The organism is uncultured Kluyvera sp. (assembly GCF_902485085.1).
Taxonomy (GTDB): Bacteria; Pseudomonadota; Gammaproteobacteria; order Enterobacterales; family Enterobacteriaceae; genus Kluyvera; species Kluyvera ascorbata.
In genome coordinates this window covers 1-15067 of the sequence record NZ_CABTJS010000014.1, presented here as the reverse complement: position 1 = coordinate 15067, position 15067 = coordinate 1, and the positions used below count along the sequence as shown (strand labels likewise).

The following is a 15067-nucleotide window of genomic DNA, read 5'->3' as shown; positions in this document are numbered from 1 at the left end:
CGCAATTGGATACGATTCGCCTTGATGTGATATCATAAAATGATAGCATTAATGCACTTTGGCGGATGCAATACACAACGGAATGGAAGCATAAATGAAGTCATTAAACGCCAGGCACCAGAAAACACTGCATCTGATATTTTCGTTACCCACTCCTGCCACCCTGGAATGGCGAAAAATTGAGTCTCTGCTTGTAGCGTTAGGTGCAAAAGTATCGGAAGGAAACGGTTCCCGGGTACGGTTCGAAATCAATCAGATTGTGGCTTCTTTCCACCGACCTCACCCCGATAAAGAGGCAAAGGTTTACCAGGTTCGTGATGCAATGGCATTTCTTATCGCAGTAGGAGTAACTCCATGATGAATACCATGACGTATAAAGGCTATGCCGCAAAGATTGATTACAGCGACGAAGACTTATGCTTTGTCGGGCGAGTTGCAGGCATCAGGGACGTGATTGGCTTTCACGCCGATAACGTTACGGACCTTCGTACAGCCTTCGAAGAAGCCGTTGACGATTATATTGCCTACTGTGCAGAACAAGGGCGTGAACCACTGCGGTCAGCCAGTGGCAAAATCAGCCTGCGCATCTCTCCAGAGGTTCACTCTGCCATCAACGTTGCGGCAGAGGTCTCGGGGAAAAGCGTCAATCAGTGGATTAACGATACGCTTTCCAGAGCGGCTCACGGCTAACAAGAGTTGGGAGATCCCCAGCGGCGCTTCGCTTGGCCGGGCTACAGGATAGTATGGCCCTGTAGCCCGGACGAGGTGCGCAGCACCGGCTCCGGGAAGAGAGCTACGTTAGAACGCAACGCTCAGCTGTGCCCCCGCACCCCAGGTTTGGTTTTCGCCGTACAGCCCCATCAGGTCGACGTGGACCCGGTTGAACGGCGCAAAGCCAACCCCGCCGGTGAAGACGTTGCTGTCGTTGTTTTTCACATCAGCACGATAGCCCGCACGCACCGCCAGCCAGTCGAGCGGACGTACTTCGGCACCTACGCCAACGTACTGCGAGGTGTCTTCGCTTTTAAAACCTTTCGTTTCGGTGAGATCGCCATCGGCACTGAGGGTCAGCATATCGGTATGCCAGGCGACCCCAGCGGTGACCAACGGGCGAATCTGGTAGGTATCGCGCACGCCGTCGACCTCTTTGGTGTCGATGTCGCGAGAGAACAGGTTTTGTCCACTCAGGCCCACCGTCCAGTTATCGCCAAAATCAGCGGCCAGACCGGCATCAACGTTGAAACCGGTATCGTCATTGCGATAGCGGCTACTGTTGATGTCGTCGCTGCTGAAGTTGTAGATGGAGACGGTGTAATTATAGAGCCAGGTTTGCTGAAGCTTTGGCGTAATGCCCAGCGACACCGGCACACCGCCGAAGTCAAACTGGCGCGCGATAGCCACGCCGTAGTCACTGACGATTGCCGCGCGGCCATAGCCCTTCGATTTCAGATCCTGTGGATTCACGCCAAGCGCGCTTATCGGCGCCGCTTCAACGCCGCGCAGCAGGTTGATATCGCCCTGATCGATATACGAGCTGACCCGCGCCCTGGCGCTGGCTTTCGTGACAAACGCCACGTCCAGCACGTCGTTAGGGATACTGATAGCCAGCCCTGCGCCCGCTTTGGCGTTAGCCGTCTTTCCTTTCAGCGAGGAGAGTTGATCCGCCAGATCGCCTGCCGCTGCAGAAACCTGACGAGAAGAAGCGCTGTTTGGATTGACAAGATCGGCAAGGTTAATCGTGCTCAGTACCCGCCGGTAGTTGTTCACATCGTCGCTGATATCATCAATTTTGCTGCGAAGATCGTCCTTATCGGAAATCTGCGCACCAATGGTCGGCACAATAAGCGTGATATCGTCGTCCGGCTTCGCCTTCGCCAGCAGCGCCGGGTTGATGAGTACGCCGCTGCCATAATTCGCAGAAGCCACCCCCGTGCCGCCCATTGCGTCGTTACGCGCCTCCGTCCAGCCATTTGCCGCCCCTGCCTGTCCCGCCACGAAAAAGGAGACAGCGACCCCCATTAGCGAAAATTTGTCTTTTTTATTCACAGTTTGCTCGTCTTATTGTCGGTAATGAAACAACCCTCCATCCGTTATCGCCTGGATGGAGACGAACTGTTGCTGTGAATAGCGAGGAAAAAAGTGGTTTGTTCCCCTAACTGAAATTTTCTACGGTTATCGTTATTTTTAATAAGCACCCTAATCTTTATAGAAGAAGATGCTAATTTCGCCCAGGTTTTCCGTCGTGAGGGCCAAAAAACTGCGGCGGGTGATCGACCCAGCGATCCTCACGCGTCACGGCATACGAGGCGTTCAGCGGGTAATAGATGCGGTTGTGTTTTTTGTTCGCCTCGCCCACCACCAGCAGCCGCACCTCTTCGGAGGTGTTGTTGATAAAGGTATGGCACACGCCGGTTCCGGCGGGAAAACCGACGCTATCTCCCGGCTGGAGCTTCCACAGATAGCCGTTGATCCACGCCTGCGGGTAGCCCTCCAGCACGTAGATAAATTCCTCTTCGTCACTCTCCGCATGCGGATAAGAGGTGCGACGGCCGGGTGGGAGACGCTCGTGGTGAATACCGAGATGCCGCAGCCCTAGCGCGCGGGCCAACGGCGCGCCGATGGCAAAAAGCTCGTTGCTGTCGGGGTAAGTCGAGTCATCCGGTCCTTCAACATCATGCCAATGGCGAATGCAATCGGGTCTTTTCATCATTTTTCATCCTGAGTGTGAAGTACGCCTGCTATAACACACCTATAGCACACCGGTGGAAACTCGGCGTTTCCGGCATAACATGGTAAAGTAGGAGTTTGTTTCACCCGTAACCCGAGGACGCCAATGGATAAGACCACTACGCAAGAACTGTTAGCGCAGGCTGAAAAGCTGTGCGCGCAACGCGGCGTGCGCCTGACTCCGCAACGTCTGGAAGTGTTGCGCCTGATGAGCCTGCAAGAAGGGGCGATTAGCGCCTACGACCTGCTCGACCTGCTGCGCGTCAAAGAGCCACAGGCTAAACCGCCAACCGTCTATCGCGCGCTGGAGTTTTTGCTCGAACAAGGCTTCGTGCATAAGGTGGAATCGGCGAACAGCTACGTGCTTTGTCACCTGTTCGATCAGCCAACTCATACCTCCGCGATGTTTATCTGCGATCGCTGCGGCGTGGTAAAAGAAGAATGCGCGGAAGGGGTGGAAGACATTATGCACGCGCTGGCGGCCAAAATGGGTTTCGCTCTGCGTCATAACGTGATTGAAGCGCACGGCCTGTGCTCGGCCTGCGTAGAAGTAGAAGCGTGCAGCGCACACGAGCACTGCCATCACGACCATACCATTCAGATTAAAAAGAAATCCCGCTAGCGGGCGCTAAGCAGGGGGAGCGTACTTCCTTGTACGCACGGGCAGGAGGACGTTATTACCAGCGGTGGTTGTGACGTTTATCCCAGTTATCCACCTCTTTTTCGGCCTGATCTTTCGCGTAGCCGTAGCGTTCCTGAATTTTACCGACCAGCTGATCGCGTTTGCCTTCGATCACCGTCATATCATCATCGGTCAGTTTGCCCCATTGCTCTTTCACTTTACCTTTAACCTGTTTCCAGTTACCGCCGACTTCATCTTTATTCATCATTGAATCCTCGATCGTCAGTGAGTGAATAGCGAAAACGATGCTTCAGGAAAGACATCTTTTTTGCTAAGCGTGAGGTTAATTGTAGTCAGTCATTCTGGTGCTATTTCATTATTCGGAATCTTTAACCATTTCGTCAGGCAAACCAGCTGTTGTTTTTCCAGTGACGACGCCAGATAACGGCCAGCGACAGCCCGCGCAGCGCAAGGAATACGGCAAGCGCCAGCCACAGCCCATGGTTGCCCAGCAGCGGCAACGCCAGCATGGTGAGCGCAAACCCGGCGGCAGCCACCGCCATGCTGTTACGCATCTCCGCGCCGCGGGTGGCGCCGATAAACATGCCGTCGAGCAGGTAGCACCACACGCCGATAACTGGCAGCACTGCCTGCCACAGCACGTAGCGGTCGGCAAGCTGACGCAGCTCAGGTAGCGAGGTCAGCAGCGCCACAATATGTTCTCCCAGGAGCGCGTAAATCAGCGCAAATGCCAGCGCCACAACCCCCGCCTGACGGCATGCAGCACGCCATACTTCCAGCAGCTTGCTGCCGTCGCGCGCGCCATAGGCTTGCCCGGAATGCGCTTCTACCGCGTAGGCAAAGCCGTCCAGCGCGTAGGCAGTGAAGGTCAGCATCGTCATCAGCACCGCGTTCACCGCCACCACTTCGCTACCCAGCCGCGCGCCGAAGACGGTTATCGCGCCAAAGCAGAGCTGGAGCAGCAGCGAGCGCAGCATGATGTCGCGGTTGAGCGCCAGCAGGCGGCGAAAATCGCCCTGCCAGGCCGTTTTCAGCATCGCCCACGAGATCCCGCGCATCACCAGCACTTTGCGCGCCATTCCCAGCCCGACCAGTAACGTAGCGTATTCCGCAATCGCCGTTGCCAGCGCCGCGCCCTGCACGTTCATATGCAGCCCCATCACCAGCCACAGGTCGAGAACGATATTCAGCACGTTGCCGACGATGAGCAGTACCACCGGAGCCCGCGCATACTGCACGCCCAACAGCCAACCCAGCAACACCAGGTTCGCCAGTGCGGCAGGCGCGCTAAGCCAACGAATAGCGAGGAAGCGCCGGGCCTGTTCCAGCACCTCGCCGCTGCCGCCAACGATAGAGAGCGCCAGATTTATCAACGGTGTTTTAAACAATACGATAAGCAGCCCTGCGCCCAACGCCAGAAGCAGTGGCTGCACCAGCGCGCGAGCCAGCGCCTGCGGATTTTTCGCGCCGAACGCCTGCGCCGTGAGCCCGGTAGTGCTCATTCGCAGGAACAGCAGCAGCATAAACAGGAAGCTGGTTGCCGTAGCACCAATAGCGACGCCGCCCAGATAGACGGGGCTATCGAGGTGGCCAATAACGGCGGTATCGACCAGGCCCAGCAGCGGCACGGTGATGTTGGAGAAGATCATCGGTAGCGCAAGGCGCCACAGCGCCTTATCGGCGTGAGTAAGTAGCGGCATGAGTATCGACCAGAACGAAAAAAGGCTGCGATAGCGGAAGTATCGCAGCCATTAGAATCAGGGGAGAGTTACAGCCATTCGCCGTTGCGGATAACGCCAACGGCCAGCCCTTCGATGGAGAAATTCTGCTGGCGCAGATCGACCACGATAGGTTTAAATTCGCTGTTTTCTGGCAGCAATTCGACGACGTTGCCCTGTTTTTTCAGGCGTTTTACCGTCACTTCTTCATCAATACGCGCCACGACAACCTGGCCGTTACGTACATCCTGGGTTTTATGTACGGCAAGCAGGTCGCCATCCATAATACCGATGTCTTTCATCGACATGCCGCTGACGCGCAGCAGGAAATCCGCGCTTGGCTTAAACAGAGACGGGTCAACCTGATAGTGACCTTCGATGTGCTGCTGCGCCAGCAGCGGTTCACCCGCCGCCACGCGGCCCACCAGCGGCAGGCCCTCTTCTTCTTCCACCAGCAGGCGGATACCGCGAGAAGCGCCTGAGACAATCTCAAGCACGCCTTTACGTGCCAGCGCTTTCAGGTGCTCTTCAGCCGCGTTTGGGGAACGGAACCCCAAGCGTTGAGCAATTTCCGCACGCGTTGGCGGCATGCCCGTCTGGCTGATGTGATCCCGGATGAGATCAAACACCTCTTGCTGCCTGGTCGTTAACACTTTCATTCCGCCCCCTGGGTGTATATACAGTTATGCTGTGAGTATATACAGCTACTGGCTATTTTGGAACCGTAAAACTCACGAAATCAGGCAGTTTTCGCAGGTTTAGTGAAAATGAGCCCACAGTAAGATGACCCAGGTGATTACCGCCACGAAAATGGACAGCAGCACCGCCGCCGAACCCATGTCTTTTGCCCGGCCAGACAGCTCGTGATACTCGGAGCCGATGCGGTCAACCACCGCTTCCAGTGCACTATTGAGAATTTCCACTATCATCACCAAAAGGACCGATCCGATGAGCAGGACACGGGTGATGGCATCGACATCCAGCCAGCAGGCGATAATAATCGCGATAACAGAGGCTACCCCTTCCTGGCGGAATGCCGCTTCATTGATCCACGCCGCGCGGAATCCTTTCCAGGAATAACCCGCAGCTTTGATGATTCGGGTAATCCCAGTGGTATTATTGGCCATCTCAAGAACCTTTTTCGTTTTTACGTCAATGACAATGCGTGATATGAGGCGGTAGAACAGAAATTTCACCGACTTTCTGATATTCTTGCCGCGCATTTGCATGATTAACCAGAGGCTTTACATCGTTTATGTCCGGCTGGCCACGAATTTACTACAAATTACTGAATTTACCATTAAGTGTTCTGGTAAAAAGCAAGTCTATTCCGGCACAACCTGCCCAGGAATTGGGGCTTGATACGTCGCGCCCTATTATGTACGTCCTGCCTTATAACTCTAAGGCTGACTTGCTGACGCTGCGCGCTCAGTGCCTGGCGCACGATTTACCCGATCCGCTTGAACCCCTGGAAATCGACGGTACGCTACTGCCGCGCTACGTCTTTATCCACGGCGGCCCGCGCGTGTTCACCTACTACACGCCGAAAGAAGAGTCGATCAAACTGTTCCACGACTACCTCGATCTGCACCGCAGCAATCCAGAACTGGATGTGCAAATGGTGCCGGTGTCGGTGATGTTTGGTCGTTCGCCGGGTCGTGAGAAAGGCGAAGTGAACCCACCGCTGCGCATGCTGAACGGCTTCCAGAAGTTCTTTGCCGTTTCCTGGCTCGGTCGCGACAGCTTTGTGCGTTTCTCGCCGTCCGTCTCCCTGCGCCGCATGGCTGACGAACACGGTACCGATAAAACTATCGCTCAGAAACTGGCGCGCGTCGCGCGTATGCACTTTGCTCGTCAGCGTCTGGCCGCGGTCGGCCCACGTTTACCGGCGCGCCATGACCTGTTCAAGAAGCTGCTGGCGTCAAAAGCCATCGCCAAAGCGGTAGAAGACGAAGCGCGCAGCAAGAAAATTTCCCACGAGAAAGCCCAGCAGAACGCTATTGCGCTGATGGAAGAGATCGCGGCGAACTTCTCCTACGAGATGATTCGTCTGACCGACCGTATCCTCAGCTTTACCTGGAACCGTCTGTACCAGGGCATTAACGTAAACAACGCCGAGCGCGTACGCCAGCTGGCGCACGACGGGCATGAAATTGTCTATGTGCCGTGTCACCGCAGCCACATGGACTACCTGCTGCTCTCTTACGTGCTTTATCACCAGGGGCTGGTGCCGCCGCATATCGCTGCCGGTATCAACCTGAACTTCTGGCCAGCGGGCCCGATTTTCCGTCGCCTGGGTGCCTTCTTTATTCGCCGTACCTTTAAGGGCAACAAGCTCTACTCCACCGTGTTCCGCGAATACCTCGGCGAGCTGTTCAGCCGTGGTTACTCCGTTGAGTACTTTGTGGAAGGCGGGCGTTCCCGTACCGGCCGTCTGCTGGACCCGAAAACCGGCACCCTGTCGATGACCATCCAGGCGATGCTGCGCGGCGGTTCACGTCCGATCACCCTGGTGCCGATTTACATCGGCTACGAGCACGTGATGGAAGTGGGGACCTACGCCAAAGAGCTGCGCGGTGCGACCAAAGAGAAAGAGAGCCTGCCACAGATGCTGCGCGGCTTGAGCAAGCTGCGTAATCTGGGCCAGGGCTACGTCAACTTCGGCGAACCCATGCCGCTGATGACCTACCTGAACCACCATGTGCCGGAGTGGCGCGAGTCTATCGACCCGATCGAAGCCGTACGCCCAGCCTGGCTGACGCCGACCGTCAACAAGATGGCGGCCGAGCTGATGGTGCGTATCAACAACGCAGGCGCGGCAAATGCCATGAACCTGTGCTGTACCGCGCTGCTGGCTTCGCGTCAGCGTTCGCTGACCCGCGAGCAGCTGACTCAGCAGTTGGATTGCTATCTGGCACTGCTGCGTAACGCGCCGTACGCGCCGGATGCAACGGCACCGACCTCCTCTGCCAGCGAGCTTATCGATCACGCGCTGCAGATGAACAAGTTCGAAGTCGAGAAGGATACCATCGGCGATATCATCATTCTGCCGCGCGAGCAGGCGGTGCTGATGACCTACTACCGCAATAACATCGCGCATATGTTGATCATGCCGTCGCTGCTGGCGTCAATTATGACTCAGCATCGCGAGATTTCCCGCGAGCAGGTGCTGAGCATTATCGATACGCTGTATCCAATGCTGAAAGCGGAGCTGTTCCTGCGCTGGGATCGCACAGAGCTGCCAGCGGTTATCGATACGCTGATTGCGGAGATGGTTCGTCAGGACATGATTAGCGAGCAGGACGGTGAGCTGCGTATCAACGCCTCTCACTCCCGCACCCTGCAGCTGCTGGCTGCCGGTGCGCGCGAGACGTTGCAGCGCTATGCGATCACCTTCTGGCTGCTGAGCGGCAACCCGTCGATGAACCGCAGCACGCTGGAGAAAGAGAGCCGCACGCTGGCTCAGCGTCTCTCGGTACTGCACGGTATCAACTCGCCGGAGTTCTTCGATAAAGCGGTGTTCTCTTCCCTGGTGTTGACCCTGCGCGATGAAGGCTATATCAGCGACAGCGGCGATGCCGAGCCGGAAGAGACGATGAAGGTATACCAGATGATGGCTAGCCTGATTACCTCGGACGTGCGCTTGACGATTGAGAGCGTGACGCAGGAAGAGGCGGCGCAGTAAAAAAACAAAAATCCCCGGCTGAAACCGGGGATTTTTTTATGCATTGATATTGTAGCCCGGACGAGGCGGCACGCCGCCGTCCAGCAATGAATGCGCGTATCAAAACTGCCAGTAGCTCATCGCCAGCCCAATAAACAGCACCAGTCCCACGTAGTTATTGTTCATAAACGCCTGGAAGCACGGCCCGCGTTCGCGATGGCGAATCAACTTTTGCTGGTAAACAAACAGCGCACCGGCAATCAGAATTGACCAGTAAAATTCCCAGTGCAGGCCATTGAGCCAGCCGATAATCGCCATCAGCCCCAGCACGCAAGCTTGCAGGATACCGATAATCAGGCGGTCATTATCACCGAACAGAATCGCCGTCGATTTAATACCGATTTTCACATCGTCGTCGCGGTCAACCATCGCATATTGCGTATCGTAAGCCACCGCCCACAGAATATTGGCCAACAGCATCAGCCAGCAGCTCAACGGCAGCGTTTCGCTGACGGCGGCAAAGGCCATAGGGATAGACCAGCCGAACGCCGCACCAAGCACCACCTGCGGTAGATGGGTGTAGCGCTTCATGAACGGATAAATCCAGGCAAGCGCCAGCGCGGCAATTGATAGCAGGATGGTCATGGTGTTGAGGGTCAGCACCAGCACGAAGGAGAGCAGCACCAGCACAATAAACAGCGTCCGCGCTTCTTTCTCCGTCACCGCGCCGCTTGGCAGCGGCCTGTTGGCGGTGCGCTTTACGTGGCCGTCGAATTTACGATCCGCGTAATCATTGACTACACAACCTGCGGCACGCATCAACCAGACACCAGCGACAAATACCGCCAGGATCCACAGCGGCGGTACGCCAGGGGAAGCAACCCACAGTGCCCACAGCGTCGGCCACAGCAGCAATAGCGCGCCAATCGGTTTGTCCGTTCGCATGAGCCGATGGTAAGCGAGCAGCTTATTCGACCTAAGACTCCACTCCATTTTTCTTCTTCCTCTTAGTACAGCGGCGATGCGGGCAAAAAAAGCTCCGTCAGCAGCAGCGGTTTGCCGCTCAGACGCAGGCGGGAACGTCGCCCCCACAGCGCATCATGACACCCTATTTCAATAAAATCCCGGGTCAACGTCGATGACGTAAACAGATAGCGCCCGAGTGGCGTTTGCCCCAGCTGCTGTAGCGCCAGTTCCGGGCCGCAAAGCGTCGACTCCGGCACCACGGTACGCCCAGCAAGCCAGGGTTCGTCGCCCACGCACAATAATATTTCTCTCAGCCAATAGCGAGGTTCGTCCGGCAGCAAATGCTGCTCGCCTTCCAGCGCATCACGGGTGACAAAGGCTTCGTTCAGCAGCGTGACGCTAACGGGCTTCCCGAACTGCTCAAACCGTTTGGTCATCGAATCTTCCAGCATCAGCCAGTCGCGCTGTGCCGATTCAAGCGGGGGGATAACGTCAAAATAGCGCAGCGCGCGAAGCTGCGTCAGTGCAGAGTGCGACATGCCTGTCTCTCCAATACATAACTTCTGGCTATTGTATCGCAGAACACAGCGGGAGGGGGTGCAGGAATGGTCAAATACGATCATTAGCGCAACAGCAGTGCAACAGTTTGTTGTCGCGCAATGACGTGTAGAAAAAAGGTGTGCCCATAAGGGCACACCGAAAGGCTTCGCCTAAACATCGGCGCTGCGGGGTAAAACTTACCCCTTGCCTTTTACAGCGCCGATAAAGGTGGAACGAGCAGATTTCGAGCCCAGGCGTTCGGCTTCATTCATCAGCTTCAGGGCTTTGTCGATATCCCCTTTGGCCACCGCCTGTTTAATACCGTTGTTGAAGTAGGTTTCCGTGTCATCCAGCATCGGCTCTGCTTTCGCGGCTGGAGCGGCAGCTGGTGCAACGACTGGAGCAGCGGCAGGCGCACTATAGGCTGGCGCAGCAGTGTTACCCACGGTGACCGGAGCCGGGCCGGAGGAGCCAAACAGTGGGCCGACCAGGACGCTAGAGCTGCTGTTGGTTTTGACTTTCAGCTTCACGAGACCGTCGGTGGTGTGTTTAGCCACCGGGTCTGGGATATCCGGAACCGCGTTGCCGGTGCCCTTGGCATAGGCTTTTGCTGGGTCCAGCAATGTTGTGGTCTGCTGGAGATCTTTTTCAGTGGTAAAGACCAGTACATAGAGTTTTTGCTGACCTAAGGCCGGGGTCAGGCGCATGACGCCTTCAAGACGGTCGGCGCTCATTACGCCAGGTGCCTGATAGGTAAAGTAGCTGCTTGGGAAGTAAGCAGATGGCGTCATGTTCTGATCGAGGATCAGCACGTTCGGCGCAAAAACATTAGTTTGTTTATTCACTTCGCTGGCTAGCGTCAGCGTCAATTCACCGATGTTAGCCGGTACGCTGTAGGCCGCGACGTTACCGGTGATGCCCGGTACGTTCAGGCTCTGACCACCGGTAGAAAGCTGGGTGGCCTGCACTTTAGATTGATCGACCGGTGTCCAGGTCAGTTGCTGGAGGGCCGAGGTTGGGATAGTTGGCGCGGCGCTGGTGTTTTGCGGCACATAGTTGACGTCCGCAAGGCTGATACCCGGAACGCTCGCCAGTAATCCAGCGGATAAGCACAGAGCAACGAGACTTTTTTTCATTTTCATTATGATGACCTCAGAAATCGTCAGTCTAGCGGTAGCCAGGCAATAGCGCGCTAAACCTTACGGAACAGAGGGGCTCTCGCCCCTCGTCAGTTTATTGCTTCAGGTTAGTGCTGAATTACCACCAGATTTCCATCTGAGCACCGAAGGACCACTCATCGCTGTCGCCACGGCTATTTGTAGAGATTCCAGAATTATTAGACGCGGCATAACGCAGTGTTTTGTCGCCGTCTTTGATGTAACCCCAGTTTTCATCCCACTTCGCATAGGTAGCGAAGACACGGATTGCCGGACGAGACCAGATGCTGTCACCAGCCTGCCACTGTTGTGCCAGGGTGATTTTGTACTGGCTGTTGCGATCGCCAGTCTGTTGAGATTTCACGTTGTCATAGCCAACTTCCAGCAGGGTGCTCATGATAGGCGTCCATTTGTACATAGGACGAATACCTACAGTCCACCAATCGGTACCCAGATTGTTGTCCATATCAGTTTTCTGGAACATACCGACGTACATCAGATCAATGTTGTCAGTGACAGAGATTGCACCGTGGTCGAGCAGTCGCCACATTTTCCCGTTGTTGTTGATGTTGCTGTCAACATAATGGGTCGTTGTGTCAGTCGCATCGTCTGTAACGGAGTAGGTTGCGCCGTAGGATCCTTGTGGGATGCCTTTACCTTGAGTGGTCATCGCATCGGTGGCGTACTGAACAACAAACTTGTTGTAGCCCTTCAGCATGCTCTGAGTGTGTTCAGCAGTGAACATCCAGCCGTCTTTCGAAGCGCCGTCAGCTAAACGATAGTCGTCTGTTGTATTAGCACGACCATAGTCAACACCCAGTTCCAGGACACCATCTGGGTTGGTCTGCAGGCCAGCTAAACGGACATCAAATACGTCGTTCGCGGTATCTTTAGAGGTATCGTAAATATTCTGGCTGCTGAACGTGTAAGAACCGCCCGCTTCCTGAGAACGGGTTGCTGCCAGAGACAGTTTACCGAAGCCCAGGTCGATGTTTTCGATACCGGCACCAGGACCAGAGATATCCCAGTAGTAGAAGTCAATCATGTGAACGTCATGACGCTGGTAGAAGCGCTTACCGGCCCAGATGGTGGAGCCAGGCAGCCAGTCAATCAGGTTTTTACCCTGGACGTTCGCTTCGCGGAAGGCTGGGTCGGTTGCTTCCCAGTCGTTCTGCTGCGCTACGGAGTAAGCCACGTTAGTGTCGAAGTAGAAGCTCTTATCGCCTTCTTTCCACACTTCCTGACCTAATTTAAGTTCGGCATAGGTTTCACATTCGTTACCGAGACGGTATTTACTTCCGGCACCGGTTGCCTGGAAGCACTGTTGTTCACCGCCGCTGCCCGTCCAGCCAATGCCGGAACGTGCGTAACCATGGAAATCTACGGCCATTGCCTGAACAGACATAATGCCTGCTGCTACGGCAACCGCCACGGGGAGTTTGCGCAGAGTAATCATCATTCTATCTCCTGAGATCATTGCTTTTCTTGAACATTCCACCCTTCTTGCCTTATCGCTGGCGACGTAAGAGCTTCATGCTTGTTTTGTTTTATGGGACTTCTTTAAACGCCTGGCTCTTTGTGCTGCCGACGACATGCGGTGCCATCTTCACGGAACAGATGGCAGCGCTCTGGCGGCAAGCCGATAGCGAATGTGGCTCCCTCTTCGACCAACACCACGTCGTTCTGGCGATAGACCAAGTTCTGACGGATGGCAGGGATCTGGATATGAATTTGCGTTTCGTGACCAAGCTGCTCGACAACATTGACCACCCCTTCCAGCGTCACATCGGCGATGTGGCTTGGCAGCAGGTGTTCAGGGCGAATGCCCAGCGACATGTTGGCGCCAACCTGAACGTTGTTACTCTCGACCGGGAGCCAAATCTGCTGACGGTTCGGCAGCTCGACCTGCACCTGATCGATGGCGGTGGCGGTGACTTTGACCGGCAGGAAGTTCATCTTCGGCGAGCCAATAAAGCCCGCAACGAAGCGGTCTGCCGGATAGTGATACAGTTCCAGAGGCTTCCCGACCTGCGCGACGCGACCGGCGTCCAGCACCACGATTTTGTCGGCCAGCGTCATCGCTTCGACCTGATCGTGGGTGACGTAAATCATCGTGCGGCCCAGACGTTTGTGCAGACGGGAGATTTCAATACGCATCTGAACGCGCAGCGCGGCGTCCAGGTTAGACAGGGGTTCATCCAGCAGGAACACGCGCGGTTCGGCCACCAGCGTACGACCAATCGCCACGCGCTGACGCTGACCACCGGACAACGCTTTAGGTTTACGTTCCAGAAGATGGGCTAACTGCAGAACTTCGGCGACCTGGGTAACGCGCTGGTTGATAAGTTCTTTTTTGGCACCCGCCAGCTTCAGGCCAAAAGACATGTTCTCGGCAACGGACAAATGGGGATACAGCGCGTAGGACTGGAACACCATGCCCACGCCACGTTCGGCGGGCGGGATATCGTTCATGCGGGTTTCACCGATGAACAGATCGCCGCTGGTAATCGTTTCGAGACCCGCGATCATACGCAGCAACGTCGATTTGCCGCAGCCGGATGGCCCGACAAACACCACGAACTCCCCTTCCTGGATATCGAGGTTGATATCTTTTGATACCACCACGTCGCCCCAGGCTTTCGTTACATTGCGTAGCTGTACGTTCGCCATGCCCTTCTCCCTCGTTACAACTTGTCACCGACAGAAACATTCAAGATGGGCTGACTATGCCGTACACATCAATTTGGTGAATCCTCCACCCCCCCGGTTTTTTATGGGGGAGGAGACGGGAGGATGAGAAGGCGCGCTCTGCCCCCGATGACATCTCATCAAAACGAAAATCGTGATGGGGCCGACAAAAAACGGCGCTTTTTTTTGTGCGCTAAGACGCATAACGGGGATTTATGTTACGGAGATCACACTACTGGCCCCGAGGGCGTAGACCTCAGGAGGATGGAAAGGGGTTGCTAAAAAAGGAAACTCATCGACGTTAAACCACCTCTGTGTATCCATAAGTACATAATCTGGAAAGGACGGGATATATGAAAATCAAAACTGGCGCTCGCATCCTCGCGCTGTCCGCATTGACCACGATGATGTTTTCCGCCTCTGCTCTGGCAAAAATTGAAGAGGGAAAGCTGGTTATCTGGATCAACGGCGACAAAGGCTATAACGGTCTGGCCGAGGTAGGTAAGAAATTTGAGAAAGATACGGGGATTAAAGTCACCGTAGAACACCCGGATAAACTGGAAGAAAAATTCCCGCAGGTTGCAGCGACCGGCGACGGCCCGGACATCATCTTCTGGGCACATGACCGCTTTGGCGGCTACGCGCAGTCTGGCCTGCTGGCTGAAATCACTCCCGATAAAGCGTTCCAGGACAAACTCTACCCGTTCACCTGGGATGCCGTACGCTATAACGGCAAACTGATTGCTTACCCAATCGCGGTTGAAGCGCTGTCGCTGATTTACAACAAAGACCTCGTGCCAAATCCACCAAAAACCTGGGAAGAGATCCCAGCGCTGGATAAGACGCTGAAGGCGAAGGGTAAATCTGCGCTGATGTTCAACCTGCAAGAACCGTACTTCACCTGGCCGCTGATTGCTGCCGACGGCGGTTACGCGTTCAAGTTTGAAAACGGCAAATATGACGT

At 55.4% G+C, this 15067-nt stretch carries 16 protein-coding genes; 5 read left to right on the top strand and 11 right to left on the bottom strand.

All coding sequences use genetic code 11. The annotated features are described in order from the left end of the window. Positions 1 to 94 precede the first annotated feature (94 nt). Both RDN66_RS02515 and RDN66_RS02510 read left to right on the top strand, forming a co-directional pair. Positions 95 to 358 (top strand): type II toxin-antitoxin system HicA family toxin, encoded by a 264-nt coding sequence (locus RDN66_RS02515; RefSeq protein WP_202216747.1) that lies wholly within the window; start codon positions 95 to 97, stop codon positions 356 to 358. Continuing rightward, positions 355 to 690, top strand: a complete 336-nt coding sequence (locus tag RDN66_RS02510; protein WP_227675121.1) for a type II toxin-antitoxin system HicB family antitoxin — start codon at positions 355 to 357, stop codon at positions 688 to 690. Before RDN66_RS02515 ends, RDN66_RS02510 begins: the two co-directional genes overlap by 4 nt. A gap of 108 nt (positions 691 to 798) precedes the next feature. Here RDN66_RS02510 and RDN66_RS02505 read toward each other — a convergent pair whose 3' ends face one another. Together RDN66_RS02505 and RDN66_RS02500 are read right to left on the bottom strand one after the other, a co-directional pair. Then, positions 799 to 2046, bottom strand: coding sequence for a conjugal transfer protein TraF (locus RDN66_RS02505; RefSeq protein WP_202216748.1), 1248 nt, complete (start codon positions 2044 to 2046; stop codon positions 799 to 801). A gap of 172 nt (positions 2047 to 2218) precedes the next feature. Beyond that, entirely contained in the window at positions 2219 to 2707 is a 489-nt protein-coding gene (locus RDN66_RS02500; RefSeq protein ID WP_035897345.1) for a cupin domain-containing protein, read from the bottom strand. A 126-nt stretch (positions 2708 to 2833) separates the two neighbouring features. Between RDN66_RS02500 and zur the strand changes: the two genes are divergently transcribed. Further along, positions 2834 to 3349 carry a zinc uptake transcriptional repressor Zur gene (gene zur, locus RDN66_RS02495; RefSeq protein WP_035897338.1) on the top strand — a complete coding sequence of 172 codons (516 nt, stop codon included), beginning with the start codon at positions 2834 to 2836 and terminating at the stop codon, positions 3347 to 3349. 55 nt (positions 3350 to 3404) lie between these two features. Here the strand turns inward: zur and RDN66_RS02490 are convergent, their stop codons facing one another. The 4 genes from RDN66_RS02490 to RDN66_RS02475 all read right to left on the bottom strand — a co-directional run bounded on the left by RDN66_RS02490 (position 3405) and on the right by RDN66_RS02475 (position 6215). Continuing rightward, positions 3405 to 3614 (bottom strand): CsbD family protein, encoded by a 210-nt coding sequence (locus RDN66_RS02490; RefSeq protein WP_202216749.1) that lies wholly within the window; start codon positions 3612 to 3614, stop codon positions 3405 to 3407. Positions 3615 to 3750: 136 nt separating this feature from the next. Continuing rightward, positions 3751 to 5070, bottom strand: coding sequence for an MATE family efflux transporter DinF (gene dinF, locus RDN66_RS02485; protein WP_035897336.1), 1320 nt, complete (start codon positions 5068 to 5070; stop codon positions 3751 to 3753). Positions 5071 to 5138: 68 nt separating this feature from the next. After that, entirely contained in the window at positions 5139 to 5747 is a 609-nt protein-coding gene (gene lexA, locus RDN66_RS02480) for a transcriptional repressor LexA (RefSeq protein WP_202216750.1), read from the bottom strand. A gap of 99 nt (positions 5748 to 5846) precedes the next feature. Further along, positions 5847 to 6215 (bottom strand): diacylglycerol kinase, encoded by a 369-nt coding sequence (locus RDN66_RS02475; RefSeq protein WP_035897343.1) that lies wholly within the window; start codon positions 6213 to 6215, stop codon positions 5847 to 5849. 128 nt (positions 6216 to 6343) lie between these two features. Here RDN66_RS02475 and plsB point away from each other — a divergent pair, with 128 nt between their 5' ends. Next, positions 6344 to 8773 (top strand): glycerol-3-phosphate 1-O-acyltransferase PlsB, encoded by a 2430-nt coding sequence (gene plsB, locus RDN66_RS02470; RefSeq protein WP_202216751.1) that lies wholly within the window; start codon positions 6344 to 6346, stop codon positions 8771 to 8773. A 99-nt stretch (positions 8774 to 8872) separates the two neighbouring features. Here the strand turns inward: plsB and ubiA are convergent, their stop codons facing one another. The 5 genes from ubiA to malK all read right to left on the bottom strand — a co-directional run bounded on the left by ubiA (position 8873) and on the right by malK (position 14085). Further along, positions 8873 to 9745, bottom strand: a complete 873-nt coding sequence (ubiA, locus tag RDN66_RS02465) for a 4-hydroxybenzoate octaprenyltransferase (protein ID WP_035896879.1) — start codon at positions 9743 to 9745, stop codon at positions 8873 to 8875. Positions 9746 to 9759: 14 nt separating this feature from the next. Then, positions 9760 to 10257, bottom strand: a complete 498-nt coding sequence (gene ubiC / locus RDN66_RS02460; RefSeq protein ID WP_123652237.1) for a chorismate lyase — start codon at positions 10255 to 10257, stop codon at positions 9760 to 9762. Positions 10258 to 10455: 198 nt separating this feature from the next. Next, positions 10456 to 11400: a maltose operon protein MalM gene (gene malM / locus RDN66_RS02455; RefSeq protein ID WP_202216752.1), complete on the bottom strand. Its 945-nt coding sequence runs from the start codon at positions 11398 to 11400 to the stop codon at positions 10456 to 10458. A gap of 115 nt (positions 11401 to 11515) precedes the next feature. After that, the gene (locus RDN66_RS02450) at positions 11516 to 12874 is read right to left on the bottom strand and encodes a maltoporin (protein ID WP_202216753.1); all 1359 of its coding nucleotides are present in this window, start codon (positions 12872 to 12874) and stop codon (positions 11516 to 11518) included. 101 nt (positions 12875 to 12975) lie between these two features. Beyond that, positions 12976 to 14085: a maltose/maltodextrin ABC transporter ATP-binding protein MalK gene (gene malK, locus RDN66_RS02445; protein WP_035896870.1), complete on the bottom strand. Its 1110-nt coding sequence runs from the start codon at positions 14083 to 14085 to the stop codon at positions 12976 to 12978. Positions 14086 to 14456: 371 nt separating this feature from the next. Here malK and malE point away from each other — a divergent pair. Beyond that, positions 14457 to 15067, top strand: a 611-nt coding sequence (gene malE / locus RDN66_RS02440) for a maltose/maltodextrin ABC transporter substrate-binding protein MalE (RefSeq protein WP_308537525.1), incomplete at its 3' end; no start/stop codon positions are given.

Coding starts and splice junctions, on each gene's coding strand:
- ubiC (WP_123652237.1), bottom strand. CDS start 10,257: ATGTCGCACTCTGCACTGACGCAGCTTCGCGCGCTGCGCTATTTTGAC.
- RDN66_RS02475 (WP_035897343.1), bottom strand. CDS start 6,215: ATGGCCAATAATACCACTGGGATTACCCGAATCATCAAAGCTGCGGGT.
- plsB (WP_202216751.1), top strand. CDS start 6,344: ATGTCCGGCTGGCCACGAATTTACTACAAATTACTGAATTTACCATTA.
- RDN66_RS02490 (WP_202216749.1), bottom strand. CDS start 3,614: ATGAATAAAGATGAAGTCGGCGGTAACTGGAAACAGGTTAAAGGTAAA.
- RDN66_RS02510 (WP_227675121.1), top strand. CDS start 355: ATGATGAATACCATGACGTATAAAGGCTATGCCGCAAAGATTGATTAC.
- RDN66_RS02500 (WP_035897345.1), bottom strand. CDS start 2,707: ATGAAAAGACCCGATTGCATTCGCCATTGGCATGATGTTGAAGGACCG.
- zur (WP_035897338.1), top strand. CDS start 2,834: ATGGATAAGACCACTACGCAAGAACTGTTAGCGCAGGCTGAAAAGCTG.
- lexA (WP_202216750.1), bottom strand. CDS start 5,747: ATGAAAGTGTTAACGACCAGGCAGCAAGAGGTGTTTGATCTCATCCGG.
- dinF (WP_035897336.1), bottom strand. CDS start 5,070: ATGCCGCTACTTACTCACGCCGATAAGGCGCTGTGGCGCCTTGCGCTA.
- RDN66_RS02450 (WP_202216753.1), bottom strand. CDS start 12,874: ATGATGATTACTCTGCGCAAACTCCCCGTGGCGGTTGCCGTAGCAGCA.
- malM (WP_202216752.1), bottom strand. CDS start 11,400: ATGAAAATGAAAAAAAGTCTCGTTGCTCTGTGCTTATCCGCTGGATTA.
- RDN66_RS02515 (WP_202216747.1), top strand. CDS start 95: ATGAAGTCATTAAACGCCAGGCACCAGAAAACACTGCATCTGATATTT.
- malK (WP_035896870.1), bottom strand. CDS start 14,085: ATGGCGAACGTACAGCTACGCAATGTAACGAAAGCCTGGGGCGACGTG.
- ubiA (WP_035896879.1), bottom strand. CDS start 9,745: ATGGAGTGGAGTCTTAGGTCGAATAAGCTGCTCGCTTACCATCGGCTC.